Source organism: Pontibacillus yanchengensis (assembly GCF_009856295.1).
Classification (GTDB): Bacteria; Bacillota; Bacilli; order Bacillales; family BH030062; genus Pontibacillus; species Pontibacillus yanchengensis_A.
Genome location: NZ_WMEU01000007.1, coordinates 1 through 18,349, shown reverse-complemented (window position 1 = coordinate 18,349; position 18,349 = coordinate 1). Strand labels below are relative to the sequence as shown.

Sequence of the window (18,349 nt, the reverse complement as noted above, 5' to 3'; positions counted from 1 at the left end):
AAAATAGAAGTGACAACATTTAATTCATTAGGTTTATCCAAATCAGTTCTAAAATCAGTTCTAGAGATGGGGTTTGAAGAGGCTACCCCAATTCAAGAGCAAACAATCCCGATCGCGATGGACGGAAGAGATGTCATCGGACAAGCACAAACGGGTACAGGAAAAACAGCTGCCTTCGGGATTCCAATGATTGAGAAGATCAATCAGGATCTTAAAAAGACTCAAGGTTTAGTTATTGCCCCTACACGTGAGCTTGCGATGCAAGTGGCGACAGAGTTAAACAAATTGGGACAATACAAAGGTGTACGTGTACTACCTGTTTACGGTGGCTCAGACATGGGGCGTCAAATTCGCGAATTGAAGAATCAACCGCAAATTGTCGTAGCAACACCGGGACGTTTGCTTGATCACGTTCGTAGAAAGACCATCAACCTATCCAATATTCATACGACTGTATTGGATGAAGCAGACGAAATGCTTAACATGGGCTTTATCGAAGACATCAAGGCGATATTAAACGCTATTCCTCTTCAGCGACAAACATTACTCTTCTCTGCAACCATGCCAAAAGAAATTCATGAGATTGCAACGAAGATGATGAAGAAGCCTGAAACTGTTAAGTTAAAGTCCAAGCAAATGACTGTAGATAAGATTGACCAGTTCTTTGTAGAAGTAAATGAAGGGAAAAAGTTTGATACTTTAACTCGTTTGCTTGATATCCACGTACCTGACCTTGCCATTGTGTTTGGACGTACAAAGAAACGTGTCGATGAACTAACAGATGGTCTGAGTGCTCGTGGATTCCGTGCAGAAGGCATTCATGGGGACCTTACACAAGGTAAACGTATGTCTGTATTGAAAAAGTTTAAACGTGGCGGAGTGGAAGTATTGGTTGCAACAGACGTAGCTGCACGTGGACTAGATATTTCAGGTGTTACGCACGTTTACAACTTTGACATCCCGCAAGATCCAGAAAGCTACGTTCACCGTATTGGTCGTACAGGTCGTGCAGGTAATGAAGGACACGCTGTTTCCTTTATTACACCAAGAGAAATGGCACACCTTCACTTAATTGAGAAGACAACGGGTACGAAGATTCAACGTCTACCTATTCCATCTTCTGATGAAGCTCACAAAGGCCAACAAAAAATTGTAGTCGATAAAATGATGCAGTCTATTGAGTCAGAGGATTTAGATGCTTACTATGCACAAGCAAATGAGTTATTAGCTCAACATGATTCTGCAACTGTCATTGCGGCTGCTCTAAAAATGCTAACAAAAGAACGTAAAGATGTTCCTGTAAACTTAACTTCTTTATCTCCAATTAGCGTAAAACAAGCGCAAAAAGGTAATAAGAAGAATGATAATCGTAACTATGATCGTAAAAAAGGTGGCGGCAAAGGCGGCTATAACCGCAACCATAAACCAAAAGGTCAATACAACAAAAACAACGGTGGACGTAACCGTAATTACCAGCAAAAACGTAACCAGAACAGCAATAGCTAAGTAAGGACGTGGGAACGAACAAATCGTTCTTGAAATTACAGGTAAATATAGCAATAGGAATGAGGTTGTCTTTATAGAGGCAACCTCTTCTTTTATGCCTTTATTTTTTAGGGTTGAAAGAACGTAATAGAGAATCGTCATAGTTACTATGAGGCATAATCTCGAAGACTTGAATTTGAGATAGTATCGGTTGGGTCCGATACTTAATGAGGATTAGGGGTTTGTTGGAAACAACTCGCTTTCCTGTCACTCTACCATGCCATGTTTCCGTTATCTCAACAACAGTAAAGGCGGCCGTGGAACAAGGAGACTCCCGCCAGAGAAAGAGGTAGGAGCTATAAGCTCCAATGCTTCCCGCAATTGTTTGTTTCCATGGCCTTAAGTCGGTTTACGGATAAACCTAATGAGCCTGTACGCCAGCTGTTCTTTGATTTTGAAGCGTTCGCCCATAAAAAAGGGTTTGGACGAAAGCAATCAGAAACAATAGAAGATTGGTTTGAGCGACTAGATGCTCCTTATGCAGATGGTGCCTTATACCAAAAAGTTCGTTACGGAGAAGAAACGTTAACCGAAAATGAGGTTAAAACGTTTAAAGAAGATTTATCAAGTCTAAGAACAGCATTATCCAATAAGTCTCAGTAATCTACAAAAAGAAGACCGACCAAACAATATGCTGGTCGGTGTTCTTTTTTCTATTCTAATTCATACTATTCTTCCCAATAACCCTAATAAGACTAAAATAATCAACCCACCCCACAAGAGCTTCGGTAAGAATTTTCTCCATGGGACTCTACGCTTATTCCAGCGATTTGGATCAAAGCCAATATCAGTATCTGTATAACGTTTTCGGGTTGGAGTGTTACGGTATGGGGAATAGGGTCTTGCGTTAGCTAAAACGATTGGAGCTAAGAGTACGCCTCCGAGTAAGCCGAACATATGACCATAGACATTAATGCCAGGTCGAATAACGGTCATAATTACACCGATTACTGCAATCGTTAAGACAACTTGTGCATTTGCTTGGTCGATTAAATCTTTGCGAGCATAGATCATGTATAAATAAATACCAAATAAACCAAAGATGGCTCCAGAGGCTCCAAGGTGCGCGTAAATATCAGGTCCGAAGAAATATGTTCCAACGTTGCCGATAATACCAGCCCCAAGGTAGGCTATAATAAACTTGGTTTTTCCTAACATCTGCTCAAGGGCTGGGCCAAATAGAACAAGAGAGAATGAATTAAACAGAGCATGGGTAAAACCCGCATGGAAGAAAATCGGTGTGACTAATCGCCAGTACTCACCTTGTGCGATATACTGGTTTACTCCCAAAGCGGTTCGCTCTAGCTGTGTAAAGATTGGTAGGCCGAGAAAATCAGTCATCAACCATAAAAATAGATGAAGTCCGACTAAGAAGGTAATAATAGGATAGGATCGAGTAAATTGTTGAAACGATTCGGTTCGAAAAAACATAGTGAGTTCTCCTTATCGTAAATTTCAGTTAGTATCATTATACAACGAATGATGCGAATTCATGTTATAAATAGCCTATCAAATCTATGTACTTGCACAAAATCTTATGTGCTTAGATTCAACGAAAAGGTGGTATGAAATGATTAGAGGAATTGGGATCGATTTAGTAGAAGTGGAACGAATTTCTACTGCAATCGAAAAAAATAAACGATTCATTAATAGAGTGTTAACAGAAGAAGAAGTAACGATATACCAAAACATACGCGCTACATATAGACGAGCTGAATTTGTTGCTGGGCGTTTTGCAGCCAAAGAAGCATTTACAAAAGCAATGGGGACTGGGATTGGAAGTGCATGTTCTTTTCAAGATATTAGTATCTTAAGAAGTGAACAAGGCGCTCCAACGATGAGAGTAGATGGTTGTGAGTTCAACATTTGGGTTTCGATTTCTCATAGCCAATCTCATGCTATTGCACAGGTTATTTTGGAGGATTAAAAAAGCTTGTCAGGCTAGTCTGCATAATCACAAAGTTTGTCTCATATATTTTATTGCGGGTAGGAGGGAACGAGATTGTATTTTGTCACCGCTCAAGAAATGTACGATACGGACCAATACGCCATTGAACGTATTGGTGTTGAAGGAAAGCTATTAATGGAGAATGCGGGAAGAGCTGTCGCCAATCATATGGAGCTTTTTGTATCAGACCAAAAACGAATAGCTATTTTGATTGGTAAAGGTAATAATGGGGGCGATGGTTTTGTCATAGCCAGGACACTTTTACAGAAAGGGTACGATGTTGAGGTGATCGTGTGCGCTTCTCCGTCTGAGATCAAAGGGGATGCAGCCTATCATCGTGACGTGTTCCGTAATAGCGGATTTCCATTCATAAGCTATGAGGAAATAGAAAACCTTGAACACGCTCTTAAGGAAAAAGATGTTGTGGTAGATGCAATGCTTGGTATCGGGGTGAAAGGTGCGATACGCCCTCCATATAATCAGCTCATTTCTTTCGTGAATCAATTTGAAGGAGAAGTTATTTCTGTAGATCTCCCTAGCGGTGTTCCTGCTGATGAAGGTTTGGAAGTTGATCAAGCTGTACAAGCGGATCGAACTATAGTCATTCAGTTTCCAAAAGTGTCTGCTTTTCTAGAGCACACAGCTGCTTACTATGGTCGATGGGAAGTAGTCGATATTGGACTTCCATCTACTGTCATCCAATCCAAGAAGACTCAAAAAAGGGTTTGGAAAAAACAAGATGTGAGCACTACATTGCCAACACGAGGCGCTTTTTCTCACAAGGGAAAGCATGGTAAGGGGTTAGTAATTGGTGGGGCTGTAGCTATGCCTGGCTCAATCGCTATGACTTCTCGTGCTGCATTACGAGCAGGTGCAGGATTACTGACTGTAGCAACTGTTCAAGAAAATATCACGGCCCTGGCGTCCACTGTTGTGGAGGCAACATATACCACTCTTCCTTCAGAAGGTGGATATATAAGCGATATAGGCAGTGTTGATTTTTCTTATGATGCAATTGCGATGGGAATGGGGATGGGTAGACATACGGGGGCTGAAACAATTCTACAAGTAGCATTGGAACAGACTCAAGGGATTCTACTCATAGATGCCGATGGGTTATATGCACTTAAAGGGATTCTTTCTAGCCTTAAGGGACGCCATAACCCAACCATATTGACCCCTCATCCTGGAGAAATGGCTACTCTATTAAATGTATCCATACCAGAACTCCTACATCAGCCCTTTGCTTATTCTAAAGCGTTTGCTGAGGAGTTTCAGGCATACATTGTGTTAAAAGGTGCTTTTACCATCATTACAACACCGCAAGGAAACCAATGGGTGACTGTAACAGGAAACCCGGGTATGGCCAAGGGTGGAAGTGGTGATGTGTTGGCAGGTATTCTTTTGGCGATGGTGATGCAATCCCAATCCCTTGAAAGAGCATTGTGTAATGGCACTTGGATTCATGGCTATACGGCAGATTTATTGGTTCAACATCAGCATTCAACGTATGATTTGCTAGCTAGTGACGTAATAGAAGGGCTAGCTCAAACGTATCGTGCATTATCTCAATAGTGGTGAATACGTTCCCTTTGTCCATTGAAATGAGACAAAGGAGTTGTGATCATGAAAAGAAAAGTGTGGCTTTTAATTGTCGCATCCTTGATTCTTGTATTAGCCGCCTGTGGCGAAAAATCCAAGGAAGATGTCGTCAAGTCATTAGATAAAAAGTTAGAGCAAATGACAGGGTATAAAGCGCAGGCAACGATGAGTTTGCAAACGGGTGAGGAAGCGCAAAAGTATAATATTGACGTTTGGCATAAGAAGAAAGATTACTATCGTGTGTTGCTAAATAACGAAAAGGATCAACAAGGCAGTCAAATCATTCTTCGTAATGAAGAAGGGGTTTTCGTATTAACTCCTGCTTTGAATAAAAGCTTTAAATTCCAGAGTGATTGGCCAGAAAATAGCAGCCAGCCTTATCTGTACGGTTCCCTTGTTGCAGACGTGAAGAAAGATTCGGATGCAAAATTCCAAGCAACAGAAGATTATTATGTATTTGAAACAAAAACAAACTATCAAAATAGCAAAAACCTTCCTTATCAAGAAATTTATTTTGACAAAAAAGAATTAACACCAGTGATGGTAAAAGTATTAGACAAAGACAGAAAACCGGTTGTAGAAGTTCAATTTACTTCTTTTGAACTAAATCCAACCTTTAGTGATGATGCATTTACAACAGAGAAAAATATGACAAGTGGAGTGCTTGGCGTTCCAGTCATGGCAAATCAAGAAGAAGCTACGTTTACAGTACTATATCCTGAAGCAACAGTTGGAAATGCTGAACTAGAAGAGAAGAAGGAAGTGGACACTGACAATGGCAAGCGTGTAATCCTTACCTTCAAAGGTGATAAGTCCTATACGCTAATTCAAGAGTCGTTTGAAACATTGCCTGCTAGTGCATCTGTTCCAGTGGCAGTTGAAGGTGAACCAGTAAATCTTGGTTATACAGTAGGCGCATGGTCCAATTCTACACTTGAATGGTCTCATTCAGGGATGGACTTTACCTTGGCAAGTAAAGATTTGACGAAGGAAGAAATGATTCACATCGCACAATCCGTACAAGGTACAGTAGTTAAATAATAGTATGAACAACTCTAGCAGACTCAAGCACAGAATCATGAGTCTGCTTTTATTTTTTGTTCACAATCACTCTCTCCTTAGTTTTTATTGACATGCTTTTCCCCACAATGAATAATAATAATAAATAGAGCATGGAAGTGGAGAGGGGATCTTGGTTGTCTATCGAAACGTATTATAGAGATTCCTGGGTAGAAGTTCGTTTAGATTCGATTAAAGATAATATCCAGCGATTACAGCAAAACTTACGAAAACAAACAGGTATATACGCAGTGGTAAAAGCAAACGCTTATGGGCACGGGGATATCCAAGTAGCGCACGCTGCTTTAGAAGCTGGTGCTCAGGCATTAGCTGTTTCTTTACTGGATGAGGCATTGAAGCTTCGAGAAGAAGGTGTTGAAGCTCCCATTTTAGTAATGGGATGGATACGCCCTCAAGATGTCCATCTCGCTGCAAAGCATGATATCAGTGTAACGGTATTTCAGAAAGATTGGCTTGAAGAAGTGAAGAGGCAGTCGTTTACGGAACCCATTTCGCTCCATATAAAATGGGATACTGGAATGGGGAGAATAGGCATTCGTACTAAAGAGGACTTACAGGCAGTATTGCAAGAGTTTACGGATAGTAGATTGAAGCTTGACGGAGTATTTACTCATTTCTCTACAGCTGATGAGGAAGATGTGAGCTACTTTGAAAAACAGCAAGCTCGTTTTGAAGAGCTGTTGGAAGAATTTCAACGGTTATGGAGTCAGCCTGTTTCTATTCATACAGGAAATAGCGCTGCTAGCATGAGATTTCCAGACCAAATGCATCAAATGGTTCGTTTTGGCATAGGGATGTATGGGTTATACCCTTCATCAGATGTAAAGGCCATAGATCCAATTCCGTTACAACCTGCTTTTTCATTGCATAGTCAATTGATTCATGTGAAAGAGTTACCTGAAGGAGAGTCAATTAGTTATGGAGCGGATTACACGACTAAAGGACAGGAATGGATTGGGACAGTTCCTCTAGGGTATGCTGATGGATGGATTCGAAAGCTACAGGGGATGGATGTTTTAGTCAATGGTAAAAGAGTGCCGATTGTAGGGAAGATATGCATGGATCAATTTATGATTAAGTTAGACCAACACTATCCAGTAGGGACCAAGGTGACGTTGATTGGGAAGCAGGGGTCTGAAGAAATTGAGATGGATGAAGTTGCAAACTATGTCGATACCATTAACTATGAAATTCCTTGTCTCATTAGCTATCGGGTTCCAAGGATTTACGTAAAAGATGAAAATATTATCGAAATTGAAAACTCCCTTTCTATTGAAGAAATGGAATAGATAAAATTCGAGCGGGATACCCTGAAAATGACAGAAAAAAACGTAATTTGGTATAAAATATGTTAAGAGCCTTTGCAAACCCCCTTTTTCAGTGGTATGATAAACTTAGAATTAATCGATTAAATGGTGTTTAGTTGATGGTGGAGGTGCATTTTTGTGTCCGAAAGTTCACAAGAAATCGTAGTTAAATTGCCACAGCATTTATTAAATGAACTAGATGGCATGGTACAACTTGAAAATGGTGATCGGAGCGACTTTATTTATCAAGCGACAAAAATGTATTTGCGTGAGCGTAAAAAACGCCACATTAGAGAAACAATGCGCCAGGGTTACATGGAGATGGCCAAGATAAACTTAAACATTGCTTCAGAAGCTTTTCAAGCTGAAGAGGAGGCAGAAACAACCTGTGAACGCTTAGTGAGTGGGGTGTAAGGATTTGATCGTGAAAAGAGGCGACGTTTACTTTGCCGATCTATCACCGGTCGTAGGTTCTGAGCAAGGAGGCGTCCGCCCAGTCTTAATCCTTCAGAATGATATCGGTAACCGATTTAGCCCCACAGTTATTGTGGCGGCCATAACAGCGCAAATACAAAAAGCTAAATTACCAACACATGTCGAAATTGATGCAGAAAAGTACGGATTCGAAAGAGATTCTGTTATCTTACTAGAGCAAATCAGAACAATCGATAAACAAAGACTGACAGATAAAATTACTCACCTTGATGAAACGATGATGGGGAGAGTTGACGAAGCATTACAAATCAGCCTTGGGCTCATTGACTTTTAGAAAAAAAGCTACTCAACAAGCGAGTAGCTTTATTTTTTTACTTAAAAGCCTTGTGTGTTTCATTTAATCCCCTCTTTATCACTTCATTTGAACAATAAGCAACAACTACCTAAAAATCAAAGCCAAAAAACACCTTTATTAGGGAAGTGTAATCATCGTGTATTTTTTTGTGTTTATTATTGGCTGTTTTTGTATCTTGGTGATAGAGTGGTAAGTATAATATTATTTTATAAATATAGCGCATGTAGGTTTACGTTACATAAGTGAAAGTGTGACAATAGATATGATATAGTGCGATATTTTAGATGAACAGGGGGGTTTCTTGCGTGGAAGCAAACTTAAAAGAAATTGTTCTAAACAATAGTGATGATATAGTACGGATGTGGTTAGAAGAAATTGAAAAAAACCGCAAACATGATTATACATCCACCATTTCAGGCGAATTATTTGAGAGTACAAATCGAGAATTTGTAAATGTTATATTTTCTAGTTTGGAAAAGCAAGGGTTAACAAATGATATCGAAGGCTTCGCAGAGCGTCTTATTAATTTAGGATGGCCGTTAAGCTATCTAACGGACGGTATGCAGGCATTTCGAAGAGTAACGATCAATTATATTTTAAGTCAGTCAACAAGAGTAGATACAAATTACTTTTCTGAAATCCTCTCCAAAGTAGATGAATGGGTCGACCCCATTATTAACCAGTTAGTGAACGAATATTCTGGTAGTTGGGAGAATATTGTTTCACTTCAAAAGGTAGCCCTCCAAGAATTATCAGCGCCCTTAATTCCAGTAATGGAAAACATCACAGTTATGCCTTTAATTGGAACAATTGATACCGATAGAGCTAAACAAATTATGGAAAACCTCTTAGATGGTGTAATCAAACACCATTCTGAAGTAGTGTTGATTGATATTACTGGAGTTCCTGTTGTAGATACAATGGTAGCTCATCATATTATCCAAGCTGCTGAAGCAGTACGGTTAGTAGGTTCCACATGTATACTTGTAGGGATTAGGCCAGAAATTGCTCAAACGATTGTGAATTTAGGAATTGATTTAAGCAAATTCCCAACAAAGAGTTCCTTAAGAAAAGGATTCGAATCAGCGCTTGAATTAACCAATCGAAAAATTGTTGGACTAGAAGGTCAACAAAAAGACATAGAAGAGCTAATCGACTCTTTAGACGGGGAGTGAACAAGATGAGAGTACCAATTTTAAAACTTCACAATTACCTTTTGATTTCTATACAAATAGATCTTGATGATCAAACAGCCATACAATTCCAAGAAGATTTACTTAATAAGATCCATGAGAGTGGAGCAACAGGGGTGGTTATTGATCTAACCTCGGTTGATATTATTGATTCCTTTATTGCAAAAGTATTAGGGGATGTTGTTTCCATGTCAGACTTAATGGGTGCAAAAGTAGTCCTCACCGGCATACAACCAGCAGTGGCCATGACTTTAATTGACCTTGGCATTCATCTCCAGGATGTACCAACGGCACTAGACTTAGAACAAGGGTTGATTAAACTTCGTCAGGAATTGGAGGACTAGTGCATGGACTTTCAATCCTGTGTGAATATTAAAAAGGAATGGGACATTGTAGGCGCTCGGCAGTTAGGGCGAGATATTTCAAAGAAGATAGGGTTTGGGACAGTAGACCAAGCTCGAATTGCTACAGCCATTTCTGAATTGGCGAGAAATATTTATTTGTATGCTGGAACTGGAAAAGTATGTTTTGAAACAATAGAAAACCTTAATGAAAAAGGCTTGCGTATTATTGCCATCGATGAAGGTCCAGGGATACGCGATGTAACGCAAGTGATGGAAGATGGTTTCTCAACATCAGGTGGTCTTGGAGCGGGACTTCCAGGTGTGAAACGTTTAATGGATGAATTTGATGTGATATCAAGGCAGGGGGAAGGAACTGAAGTAAACGTAGTTAAATGGCTCCGTTAAGAGGGGGAACAATGGATGAGTACCTTGAAGCTTGATTTGGAAAGCTATAAAGACTTATTGAAACAGTATATTGAAACACAAAATGAACAAGCTCTTTATCGTGCAGAGCAATTTAGTAAACAATCTATTCAACAGAATATAACACCAGACGAGATCATTAATGTTCATATTGAAGCCTTATTGGAGTTGTACCCTGATATTCCTTCAAATATTCAAAGTTCCTTGAATTTTTTATTAGAAACAATGATTTCTTATGGACTAGCATATCAAGAGTATCAGGCTCTACGTGAAAAACAATTAGAGCTTCAGTCTGAAATTTCCGTAGCGGCTAATATGCAGCAGACTCTACTCTCTACGACAAAGCCTGGAATGAACGAACTGGATGTAGGTGCAATTAGTACACCAGCTAAACAAATGAATGGTGATTATTACCACTTTGTTAAAGACCAAGAGGGATCACTCGGAATTGCGGTAGCTGATGTTATTGGGAAGGGAGTTCCGGCTGCATTATGTATGTCGATGATTAAGTACTCCATGGATAGTTTTCCAGACAGTCGAATGGAACCTGGTGTCATATTAGAAGGTATGAATCGAGTTGTTGAACGTAACGTAGATCCAAGTATGTTTGTAACTATGTTTTATGGTTTATATGACCCTGAATCACAGGAATTTAACTACTCTTCTGCTGGTCATGAGCCTGGGTTTTATTACTCCGCCAAAAATGATTCCTTCCATGATATAGAAGCGGAAGGGCTTGTTTTAGGTGTCGATCGTAGTGTGAAGTACCAACAATATACTCAGCATCTGGATGTTGGGGATATGATTATTCTGTTAACGGATGGAGTAACAGAATGTCGAACAGGGGACCGTTTCATTGAACGGGATGAAATTTCAGATGTGATTCACCAATACAAACACTTATCTGCCCAAGAAATCACGGATCAAGTCTATCGTCATTTTGAAAGATTACAGGACTTTCAATTACGTGATGACTTTACAATGATTATTTTACGAAGAGAAGTTTAATCACATTTCAAAAAGGGTAATTCTCATAAGTGGAATATACTATTTCGAGAGTAGGAGGTTCTGTTCCTAATGAACTTAAACATTGATGTTGATCACGAAGGGAATAATAAATACGTTTCACTTTCCGGTGAAATTGATGCTTATACAGCACCTAAATTAAAAGAAACGGTACTCCCACTAACACAAGATGCTGAAGCTGCAGTTGTAGTGGATTTACAGCAAGTTACGTACATGGATAGTACTGGTTTAGGTGTATTTATCAGTGCGCTAAAATCAACGAAAGAATACGGTGGAAATCTTAAATTAATTCAACTACAAGAGCGTGTATATCGTTTATTCAAAATTACAGGCTTAACTGAAATAATTGATATTGAAACAGATTCTACAGTACGAGGTGGAATGTAATGACCGAGACATTTGATTTTGTTGAAGTAAAAGTACCGGCAAAACCAGAATATGTGGGAGTGGTTCGTCTTAGTATCTCTGGAATCGCTAACCGAATGGGTTTTTCTTATGATGATATTGAAGATTTAAAAGTTTCTATTTCAGAAGCGATTACCAACGGCGTGAAACATGCATATAACGAAACAGGCGAAGGTGAAATCACGATTGGTTTTGGTGTTTATGAAGATCGCCTGGAAGTTATGGTAGCTGACCATGGTGGAAGCTTTGATTTAAATAAGGTTAAAGAAGACATTGGCCCATACAAAGAAGATGACTCTATAGAAGAATTAAGGGAAGGTGGGTTTGGACTCTTTTTAATCGATGCCCTGATGGATAAGGTTGAAATCAATAATAAATATGGCGTAATCGTACTTATGACGAAATATCTCCATGAAAATGAGGTGGGGCTCAATGGCGACCAAATCTCAACCACACAATAGACGTGATGGTGAGGTTTATGAATGGATAAAGCATCTCCAGGAACACCCTGAAGATGAAGAAGTGCAAGAAAAGATTGTACTCCAGTATGAAGACCTCGTCCAGTCTATAGCAAAAAAGTATTCTAAAAATAGTTCTATACACGAAGATCTTGTACAAGTAGGTATGTTGGGATTATTGGCAGCTATCCGTCGATATGATCCTTCTTATGGCAAGTCATTTGAGTCCTTCGCAATCCCAACCATCATTGGTGAAATTAAGCGTTTTATTCGGGATAAAACATGGAGCGTACACGTTCCTCGTCGAATAAAAGAATTAGGTCCGAAGATTAAAAAAGCCAATGAAGACTTAACTACTGAGATGCAACGATCCCCTTCTGTTGTAGAAATAGCGGATTACCTTGATGTTTCTGAGGAAGACGTATTAGAAACAATGGAAATGGGTAAGAGTTATAAAGCATTATCTGTTGATCGAAAAATTGAAGCAGATTCTGATGGTAGTACGGTTACGATTCTTGATTTGATTGGTAATCAAGATAAAGGATATGACCAAATTGATCAACAAATGCTTCTGGAGAAAGTGCTTCCTATCCTTTCTGAGAGAGAGCAAGAAATACTGAAATGCACATATTTTGAAAATATGAGCCAAAAAGATACCGGTGAGCAGTTGGGTATTTCTCAGATGCATGTTTCCCGTCTCCAACGTCGCGCTTTACGTAAATTACGCGAAGCTCTACAAGGTGACAATGCGGAGGCATACTATTGATGGGTGAAAACAAAGTAGAGCTCAGCGTTCATCAGGAACCAAAAAAAGGTAACTATTATTGCGGTGATAGCTACTTTTACAAAGAAACAGACGAAGAATTTATTTGTGCGTTAGCAGATGGTTTGGGGAGTGGAGAATATGCCCTGGAAAGCTCTCAGGCTGTAATGGACGTCATTCAGCATCATATGGATAATCCCATTGATACCATTATTTCAAAATGCAATGAGGCACTTAGTGATAAAAGGGGAGCTGTATTAGGGATACTCCGTATTCACTTTGCAGAAAAATGGTATTCATTTACTTCGATTGGTAATATAGGTATCATTATGATGTCTTCGGACGGAAAGAAAAAACGTAACATTCCTTCCGCAGGATACCTCTCTGGATATCCTCGTCCTTACAGGGTTACACAAGACGAACTAACCCCTGGCTCCTTATTCTTCATGTTTTCAGATGGAGTAAATGAGCGTACCCTTTCTTCTAAAACATTTGTCTCTCAAAACCTCAATTACATTATGGAATCCTTTAAACAACAGCAAGCTAAAGTGAACGATGATGATACGACGTTTATTGCGATTAAATATAACGGAAATTAGGCCTTGCTACCTTTTACTAAAAGGGGCAAGGTTTTTTGTGCAGTAAAGAAATATACATTTTGGTTCTTGCATGATTTATGCTTAGAAAAGTTTTAATTACGATAGTTTACATGAAAATGGCACGATGGTTTTTGAATACCAACATGAAGTTTGAAAGTAGTTTTGGTATACTTTAAGGAAGTCAATATAGAAATGTTAAATGGAATAAATGAATCGATATGCAATGGAATAGGAGGAAATGCTTTGAGTAGTGATCATACACAGATTGTTCAATGGGTTATGAAAGAAACGGAAATAAAATCTTCGCTTATTGAACAAGTCATCTCATTATTGAATGAGGGGAATACCGTTCCTTTTATCGCTCGGTATCGAAAAGAACAAACAGGTGGATTAGATGAAGTTCAAATTCATACAATCCAGGAGAAATGGGAGTATGGATTAAATCTCTCTAATCGAAAAGAAGAAGTTCTTCGCTTAATTGAAGAGCAAGGAAAGCTGACAGACGAGTTGAAACAAGATATCCTTCAGGCTCAGCAACTTCAGAAGGTAGAGGACCTTTATCGTCCCTATAAGCAAAAGCGGAGAACAAGAGCGACAGTAGCAAAGGAAAGAGGTCTAGAACCACTGGCTCTTGCTTTATGGAATCATGAGAATGTAAAGCTAGACGAAGAAGCTGCTTCATATGTATCGGAAGAGCAAGAACTACATACTGTAGAAGGTGTCTTGCAAGGCGTAAATGACATTTTGGCAGAATGGATATCAGATGAGCCATCCTATCGTGAATATATTCGGAAGAAGACTTTTGAAAATGGAAGCATTAAAACAGAAGCAAAAGCAAAAGATCAAGAAAAAGACGAAAAAGGCGTTTTTGAGATGTATTATGATTATCAAGAACCCATTCGTGCCATTGCTTCGCACCGTGTATTAGCTGTGAATCGTGGGGAAAAAGAGGGCATCTTAAAAGTAAGTGTTCTACCACCAACAGAGCTCGTATTAGACTATCTGAAAAAGAAGGTAGTCAAAGATGGAGAATCAAAACAAAAACAACTATTTGTAGACGCTATTGAAGATGCCTATAAACGCTTAATTCAACCATCTATTGAACGCGAAATTCGTAACTCTCTGTCTGAAGTAGCTGAAGAAAAAGCAATAGATGTTTTTTCTCAAAATGTGAAAAATCTGTTGCTGCAGCCGCCATTAAAAGAAAAGATGGTCCTAGGGGTGGACCCGGCCTACCGTACGGGTTGCAAATTAACGGTGGTAGATGAAACGGGGAAGGTCCATGCTATTAAAGTTGTCTATCCAACTCCTCCGAAAAATGACAAAGCCGGGGCAGAAGATACAATACTAGGGTTGATTGAGCAACACCCAATCCAGCTAGTCGCAATTGGAAACGGAACAGCTTCAAGAGAGACAGAGCAATTTGTTGCTGAATTAATCCAAAAGCATAAATTAGATATTGCTTACATGATTGTAAATGAAGCGGGGGCAAGTGTATATTCTGCATCCCCTTTAGCACGTGAAGAGTTTCCTGATTTACAGGTTGAGGAAAGAAGTGCTATATCCATCGCAAGGCGTGTCCAAGACCCATTAGCAGAACTAGTTAAGATTGATCCGAAATCCATTGGGGTCGGACAATATCAACACGATGTTAGTCAAAAGAAATTAAATGATTCGTTAACTTTCGTCGTTGAAACAGTTGTTAACCAAGTCGGCGTTAATGCAAATACAGCTTCCCCATCCTTGTTGCAATACGTTTCAGGACTCAGTAAGGCGGTGGCAACAAACGTTGTAAGAGCTAGAGAAGAACAAGGTAAGTTCACAAATCGAAAACAACTTAAAAAGATTCCTCGCCTGGGCGCTAAAACGTATGAACAAAGTATTGGCTTCTTACGTATTCCTGACGGGGAAGAGCCATTGGATCGCACCCCCATTCATCCAGAGAGCTATCAAGCGACGAAGCAATTGCTAAAGATGGTAGGTTGTTCTACGGATGATTTAGGGACAGACCAACTCGAGCAGAAGTTGAAGAATTTAGATGTCCATCAAACGGCTGAACAGTTGGATATAGGTGTGCCTACGTTACAGGATATTATTAAGTCTTTAGTGCAGCCTGGTCGAGACCCAAGGGATGACCTACCTAAGCCATTGCTTAAGAAAGACGTTTTGTCTATGGAAGATTTAAAGCAAGGAATGGAACTTCAAGGGACGGTTAGAAACGTAGTCGATTTTGGTGTGTTTGTGGATATTGGCGTGAAACAGGATGGCCTGGTCCATATATCAAAGCTAGCTAAACGGTTCATCAAACACCCTCTTGATGTCGTTGGGGTAGGAGATGTTGTTACGGTTTGGGTAGAGGATGTAGATGTTCATAAAGGACGTATAGCACTATCGATGTTAAATCCATCTGAATAACTAGAAAAGAGCACTGCTTACGAGCAGTGTTTTTTTCTATAAAAATACCAGCATTGATTTAAAACTTTGATCTGGTATTTATCTTTTTTATAGTATGCCTTCATTAATTGACTTTGTAACCAGTTAGGCATGATATATCCACCTTTCCATGCACGTATTAAATTTTGAAGATATACAAGGAAGAGAGTGTATGGGCAACTGGGTTTATTATCTATTTATATAGTTTTCTTGAAAACAATATAGGTTCGGGTTAATTTAGGATATGTAAACAAATGCCTATACGTGAATGAGGATGTGTGAAAATGGAAGCCTATAAATTGCGACAATGGGTAAATCAAGTGTCGGAAGAGTGGTTCGATAAACCTTTCTTAGATGAGGTGGTTATGAATAATCGATTGAGAACAACAGGTGGTAGGTATCTTCCGAGGGTAAGAAGGATAGAATTAAATCCGAAGTATTTAACCGAATTAGGCGAGAAAGAATTTGAAGGCATTATCAAACATGAGCTTTGCCATTACCACTTACATATTGAAGGAAAAGGATATCAGCATCGAGATCCATCGTTTCGAGCATTACTAAAGAAAACAGACTCCCCGCGATTTTGCACTCCTTTACCTTCGAAAGAAATGAGAGACATTCACGAGTACCGTTGTGAGAGATGTGAAGTAGTTTTTAAAAGGCAGAGAAGAGTAAATACGCAGAAATATAGATGTGGAAAATGTAAAGGAAAGTTAAAAAAGATTAAGTGATATATTGACTACGTGTGGTAACCGTGTTAAATTATTATAGCCGTCAAAAAAACGGAGAGCTTAATAAAAAAAGAAATGATTTTTTATTGAAAATCATTTGACATAGAGCAATTGCTGTTGTAAGATTTTTTACGTCGCAAGTTAATTCAAGCGGTAAATAGCTTTTTAAAACTCTTTAAAAAAAGTTGAAAAGAGCACTTGCATTGCCGATTGCTTTCTGGTAACATTATAAATTGTCGCTCCTTGATTTGGAGATGATATAACAAAGACGTTCAAACATATTCCAACGTAGCTCAGAGGTAGAGCTATCGGCTGTTAACCGATCGGTCGCAGGTTCGAATCCTGCCGTTGGAGCCAATGGAGAAGTACTCAAGTGGCTGAAGAGGCGCCCCTGCTAAGGGTGTAGGTCGCGTAAGCGGCGCGAGGGTTCAAATCCCTCCTTCTCCGCCATTTTATTTTTGGCCCGTTGGTCAAGCGGTTAAGACACTGCCCTTTCACGGCAGTAACACGGGTTCGAGTCCCGTACGGGTCATTTTACTTAATTTACTTTTCTTGAAAAAGGTCCGGTAGTTCAGTTGGTTAGAATGCCTGCCTGTCACGCAGGAGGTCGCGGGTTCGAGTCCCGTCCGGACCGCCATTTTTGGGCCATAGCCAAGCGGTAAGGCATCGGTTTTTGGTACCGTGATGCGCTGGTTCGAATCCAGCTGGCCCAGCCAAGAAGAGCCATTAGCTCAGTTGGTAGAGCATCTGACTTTTAATCAGAGGGTCGGAGGTTCGAATCCTCCATGGCTCACCACTATAATCACACTTTGCGGGTGTGGCGGAATTGGCAGACGCGCTAGACTTAGGATCTAGTGTCTCTCGACGTGGGGGTTCAAGTCCCTCCACCCGCACCATTTTAAAAGTAACGCTTTTATGCTGTGGGATTATTGCTGTGACTAACACGGCATTTTATTTTGCTCAATTTGATATTGAGCGGTCGTGGCGGAATGGCAGACGCGCTAGGTTGAGGGCCTAGTGGGGGTTTACCCCGTGGAGGTTCAAGTCCTCTCGACCGCACCATAAAGAAGTTACAGAAAAAATAAAAAAACCATTGCAAAGCTAACGGTGAAATGGTATTATGAAATATGTCGCTTCAACAAGCGCCCGTAGCTCAATTGGATAGAGCGTCTGACTACGGATCAGAAGGCTAGGGGTTCGACTCCTCTCGGGCGCACCATTATACGGGAAGTAGCTCAGCTTGGTAGAGCACATGGTTTGGGACCATGGGGTCGCAGGTTCGAATCCTGTCTTCCCGACCAGCGAAAATCTTATATGCGGGTGTAGTTTAGTGGTAAAACCTCAGCCTTCCAAGCTGATGTCGTGGGTTCGATTCCCATCACCCGCTCCATTAACATTATGGGCCTGTAGCTCAGTTGGTTAGAGCGCACGCCTGATAAGCGTGAGGTCGGTGGTTCAAGTCCACTCAGGCCCACCAGTTAAGAACGTTTGATCTTTGAAAACTGAACAAAACAACTTGTAAACAACCTGTTAATTTTTTAACGAATTAGCCAGTAATCATTTTGAATGATGCAAAGGCGAACTTCTTCATTTTATGGAGAGTTTGATCCTGGCTCAGGACGAACGCTGGCGGCGTGCCTAATACATGCAAGTCGAGCGCGTGAAGCAACATGATCCCTTCGGGGTGATTGTTGTGGATCGA

The 18,349-nt window shown here is 40.0% G+C and carries 20 protein-coding genes, 12 tRNA genes and 1 rRNA gene; 31 read left to right on the top strand and 2 right to left on the bottom strand.

All coding sequences use genetic code 11. The annotated features are described in order from the left end of the window. Positions 1–9: 9 nt before the first annotated feature. Positions 10–1,506, top strand: coding sequence for a DEAD/DEAH box helicase (locus tag GLW08_RS17820; protein ID WP_160849996.1), 1,497 nt, complete (start codon positions 10–12; stop codon positions 1,504–1,506). Positions 1,507–1,878: 372 nt separating this feature from the next. Continuing rightward, positions 1,879–2,148, top strand: a complete 270-nt coding sequence (locus GLW08_RS17815) for a hypothetical protein (protein ID WP_160849995.1) — start codon at positions 1,879–1,881, stop codon at positions 2,146–2,148. A gap of 60 nt (positions 2,149–2,208) precedes the next feature. Here GLW08_RS17815 and GLW08_RS17810 read toward each other — a convergent pair whose 3' ends face one another. Then, a complete protein-coding gene (locus GLW08_RS17810; RefSeq protein ID WP_160849994.1) occupies positions 2,209–2,976 on the bottom strand; it encodes a rhomboid family intramembrane serine protease in 768 nt (255 codons plus the stop codon). Positions 2,977–3,115: 139 nt separating this feature from the next. Between GLW08_RS17810 and acpS the strand changes: the two genes are divergently transcribed. The 15 genes from acpS to GLW08_RS17735 all read left to right on the top strand — a co-directional run bounded on the left by acpS (position 3,116) and on the right by GLW08_RS17735 (position 15,898). After that, entirely contained in the window at positions 3,116–3,472 is a 357-nt protein-coding gene (acpS, locus tag GLW08_RS17805) for a holo-ACP synthase (protein ID WP_160849993.1), read from the top strand. A 75-nt stretch (positions 3,473–3,547) separates the two neighbouring features. Continuing rightward, positions 3,548–5,068, top strand: coding sequence for an NAD(P)H-hydrate dehydratase (locus GLW08_RS17800; RefSeq protein WP_160849992.1), 1,521 nt, complete (start codon positions 3,548–3,550; stop codon positions 5,066–5,068). Between the two features lie 51 nt (positions 5,069–5,119). Continuing rightward, positions 5,120–6,136: a LolA family protein gene (locus tag GLW08_RS17795; RefSeq protein WP_160849991.1), complete on the top strand. Its 1,017-nt coding sequence runs from the start codon at positions 5,120–5,122 to the stop codon at positions 6,134–6,136. Positions 6,137–6,291: 155 nt separating this feature from the next. Beyond that, complete coding sequence (gene alr / locus GLW08_RS17790) at positions 6,292–7,464, top strand: alanine racemase (protein WP_237458497.1); 1,173 nt, start codon at positions 6,292–6,294, stop codon at positions 7,462–7,464. Positions 7,465–7,620: 156 nt separating this feature from the next. Further along, the gene (locus tag GLW08_RS17785; RefSeq protein WP_036821597.1) at positions 7,621–7,896 is read left to right on the top strand and encodes a CopG family ribbon-helix-helix protein; all 276 of its coding nucleotides are present in this window, start codon (positions 7,621–7,623) and stop codon (positions 7,894–7,896) included. Positions 7,897–7,900: 4 nt separating this feature from the next. Next, entirely contained in the window at positions 7,901–8,251 is a 351-nt protein-coding gene (gene ndoA, locus GLW08_RS17780) for a type II toxin-antitoxin system endoribonuclease NdoA (protein ID WP_160849989.1), read from the top strand. A gap of 326 nt (positions 8,252–8,577) precedes the next feature. Then, the gene (locus tag GLW08_RS17775) at positions 8,578–9,447 is read left to right on the top strand and encodes an STAS domain-containing protein (RefSeq protein WP_160849988.1); all 870 of its coding nucleotides are present in this window, start codon (positions 8,578–8,580) and stop codon (positions 9,445–9,447) included. A 5-nt stretch (positions 9,448–9,452) separates the two neighbouring features. Continuing rightward, positions 9,453–9,809 carry an STAS domain-containing protein gene (locus GLW08_RS17770; RefSeq protein ID WP_036821588.1) on the top strand — a complete coding sequence of 119 codons (357 nt, stop codon included), beginning with the start codon at positions 9,453–9,455 and terminating at the stop codon, positions 9,807–9,809. Positions 9,810–9,812: 3 nt separating this feature from the next. After that, positions 9,813–10,214: an anti-sigma regulatory factor gene (locus tag GLW08_RS17765; protein WP_036821586.1), complete on the top strand. Its 402-nt coding sequence runs from the start codon at positions 9,813–9,815 to the stop codon at positions 10,212–10,214. Between the two features lie 15 nt (positions 10,215–10,229). After that, complete coding sequence (locus GLW08_RS17760) at positions 10,230–11,240, top strand: PP2C family protein-serine/threonine phosphatase (protein ID WP_160849987.1); 1,011 nt, start codon at positions 10,230–10,232, stop codon at positions 11,238–11,240. A gap of 69 nt (positions 11,241–11,309) precedes the next feature. After that, the gene (locus GLW08_RS17755; protein ID WP_160849986.1) at positions 11,310–11,645 is read left to right on the top strand and encodes an STAS domain-containing protein; all 336 of its coding nucleotides are present in this window, start codon (positions 11,310–11,312) and stop codon (positions 11,643–11,645) included. Next, positions 11,645–12,124 carry an anti-sigma B factor RsbW gene (gene rsbW, locus GLW08_RS17750; RefSeq protein ID WP_036821575.1) on the top strand — a complete coding sequence of 160 codons (480 nt, stop codon included), beginning with the start codon at positions 11,645–11,647 and terminating at the stop codon, positions 12,122–12,124. Before GLW08_RS17755 ends, rsbW begins: the two co-directional genes overlap by 1 nt. Beyond that, the gene (gene sigB, locus GLW08_RS17745; protein WP_036821573.1) at positions 12,096–12,887 is read left to right on the top strand and encodes an RNA polymerase sigma factor SigB; all 792 of its coding nucleotides are present in this window, start codon (positions 12,096–12,098) and stop codon (positions 12,885–12,887) included. Before rsbW ends, sigB begins: the two co-directional genes overlap by 29 nt. Then, complete coding sequence (locus tag GLW08_RS17740) at positions 12,887–13,483, top strand: SpoIIE family protein phosphatase (RefSeq protein WP_160849985.1); 597 nt, start codon at positions 12,887–12,889, stop codon at positions 13,481–13,483. The genes sigB and GLW08_RS17740 overlap by 1 nt, the downstream gene beginning before the upstream one ends. 243 nt (positions 13,484–13,726) lie before the next feature. Beyond that, positions 13,727–15,898: a Tex family protein gene (locus GLW08_RS17735; protein WP_423808703.1), complete on the top strand. Its 2,172-nt coding sequence runs from the start codon at positions 13,727–13,729 to the stop codon at positions 15,896–15,898. Between the two features lie 17 nt (positions 15,899–15,915). Here the strand turns inward: GLW08_RS17735 and cmpA are convergent, their stop codons facing one another. After that, positions 15,916–16,029, bottom strand: a complete 114-nt coding sequence (gene cmpA, locus GLW08_RS17730) for a cortex morphogenetic protein CmpA (protein WP_152600782.1) — start codon at positions 16,027–16,029, stop codon at positions 15,916–15,918. Positions 16,030–16,200: 171 nt separating this feature from the next. Between cmpA and GLW08_RS17725 the strand changes: the two genes are divergently transcribed. The 14 genes from GLW08_RS17725 to GLW08_RS17660 form a co-directional block, all read left to right on the top strand. After that, complete coding sequence (locus tag GLW08_RS17725; protein WP_160849983.1) at positions 16,201–16,647, top strand: SprT family protein; 447 nt, start codon at positions 16,201–16,203, stop codon at positions 16,645–16,647. Between the two features lie 282 nt (positions 16,648–16,929). After that, positions 16,930–17,004, top strand: a tRNA-Asn gene (locus GLW08_RS17720). A gap of 2 nt (positions 17,005–17,006) precedes the next feature. Beyond that, positions 17,007–17,097, top strand: a tRNA-Ser gene (locus GLW08_RS17715). Positions 17,098–17,107: 10 nt separating this feature from the next. Next, positions 17,108–17,179: transfer RNA gene (locus GLW08_RS17710), tRNA-Glu, on the top strand. 28 nt (positions 17,180–17,207) lie between these two features. Further along, positions 17,208–17,284: transfer RNA gene (locus tag GLW08_RS17705), tRNA-Asp, on the top strand. A gap of 4 nt (positions 17,285–17,288) precedes the next feature. Beyond that, positions 17,289–17,363 (top strand) — tRNA-Gln (locus GLW08_RS17700). A gap of 4 nt (positions 17,364–17,367) precedes the next feature. Continuing rightward, positions 17,368–17,443: transfer RNA gene (locus tag GLW08_RS17695), tRNA-Lys, on the top strand. 15 nt (positions 17,444–17,458) lie between these two features. Next, positions 17,459–17,543: transfer RNA gene (locus GLW08_RS17690), tRNA-Leu, on the top strand. A gap of 79 nt (positions 17,544–17,622) precedes the next feature. Next, positions 17,623–17,709, top strand: a tRNA-Leu gene (locus GLW08_RS17685). 80 nt (positions 17,710–17,789) lie between these two features. Further along, positions 17,790–17,866: transfer RNA gene (locus tag GLW08_RS17680), tRNA-Arg, on the top strand. Positions 17,867–17,871: 5 nt separating this feature from the next. Continuing rightward, a tRNA-Pro gene (locus GLW08_RS17675) sits at positions 17,872–17,948 on the top strand. A gap of 15 nt (positions 17,949–17,963) precedes the next feature. Then, a tRNA-Gly gene (locus GLW08_RS17670) sits at positions 17,964–18,037 on the top strand. A 10-nt stretch (positions 18,038–18,047) separates the two neighbouring features. Then, a tRNA-Ile gene (locus tag GLW08_RS17665) sits at positions 18,048–18,124 on the top strand. Between the two features lie 114 nt (positions 18,125–18,238). Beyond that, positions 18,239–18,349, top strand: a 16S ribosomal RNA gene (locus GLW08_RS17660); the annotation flags it as partial.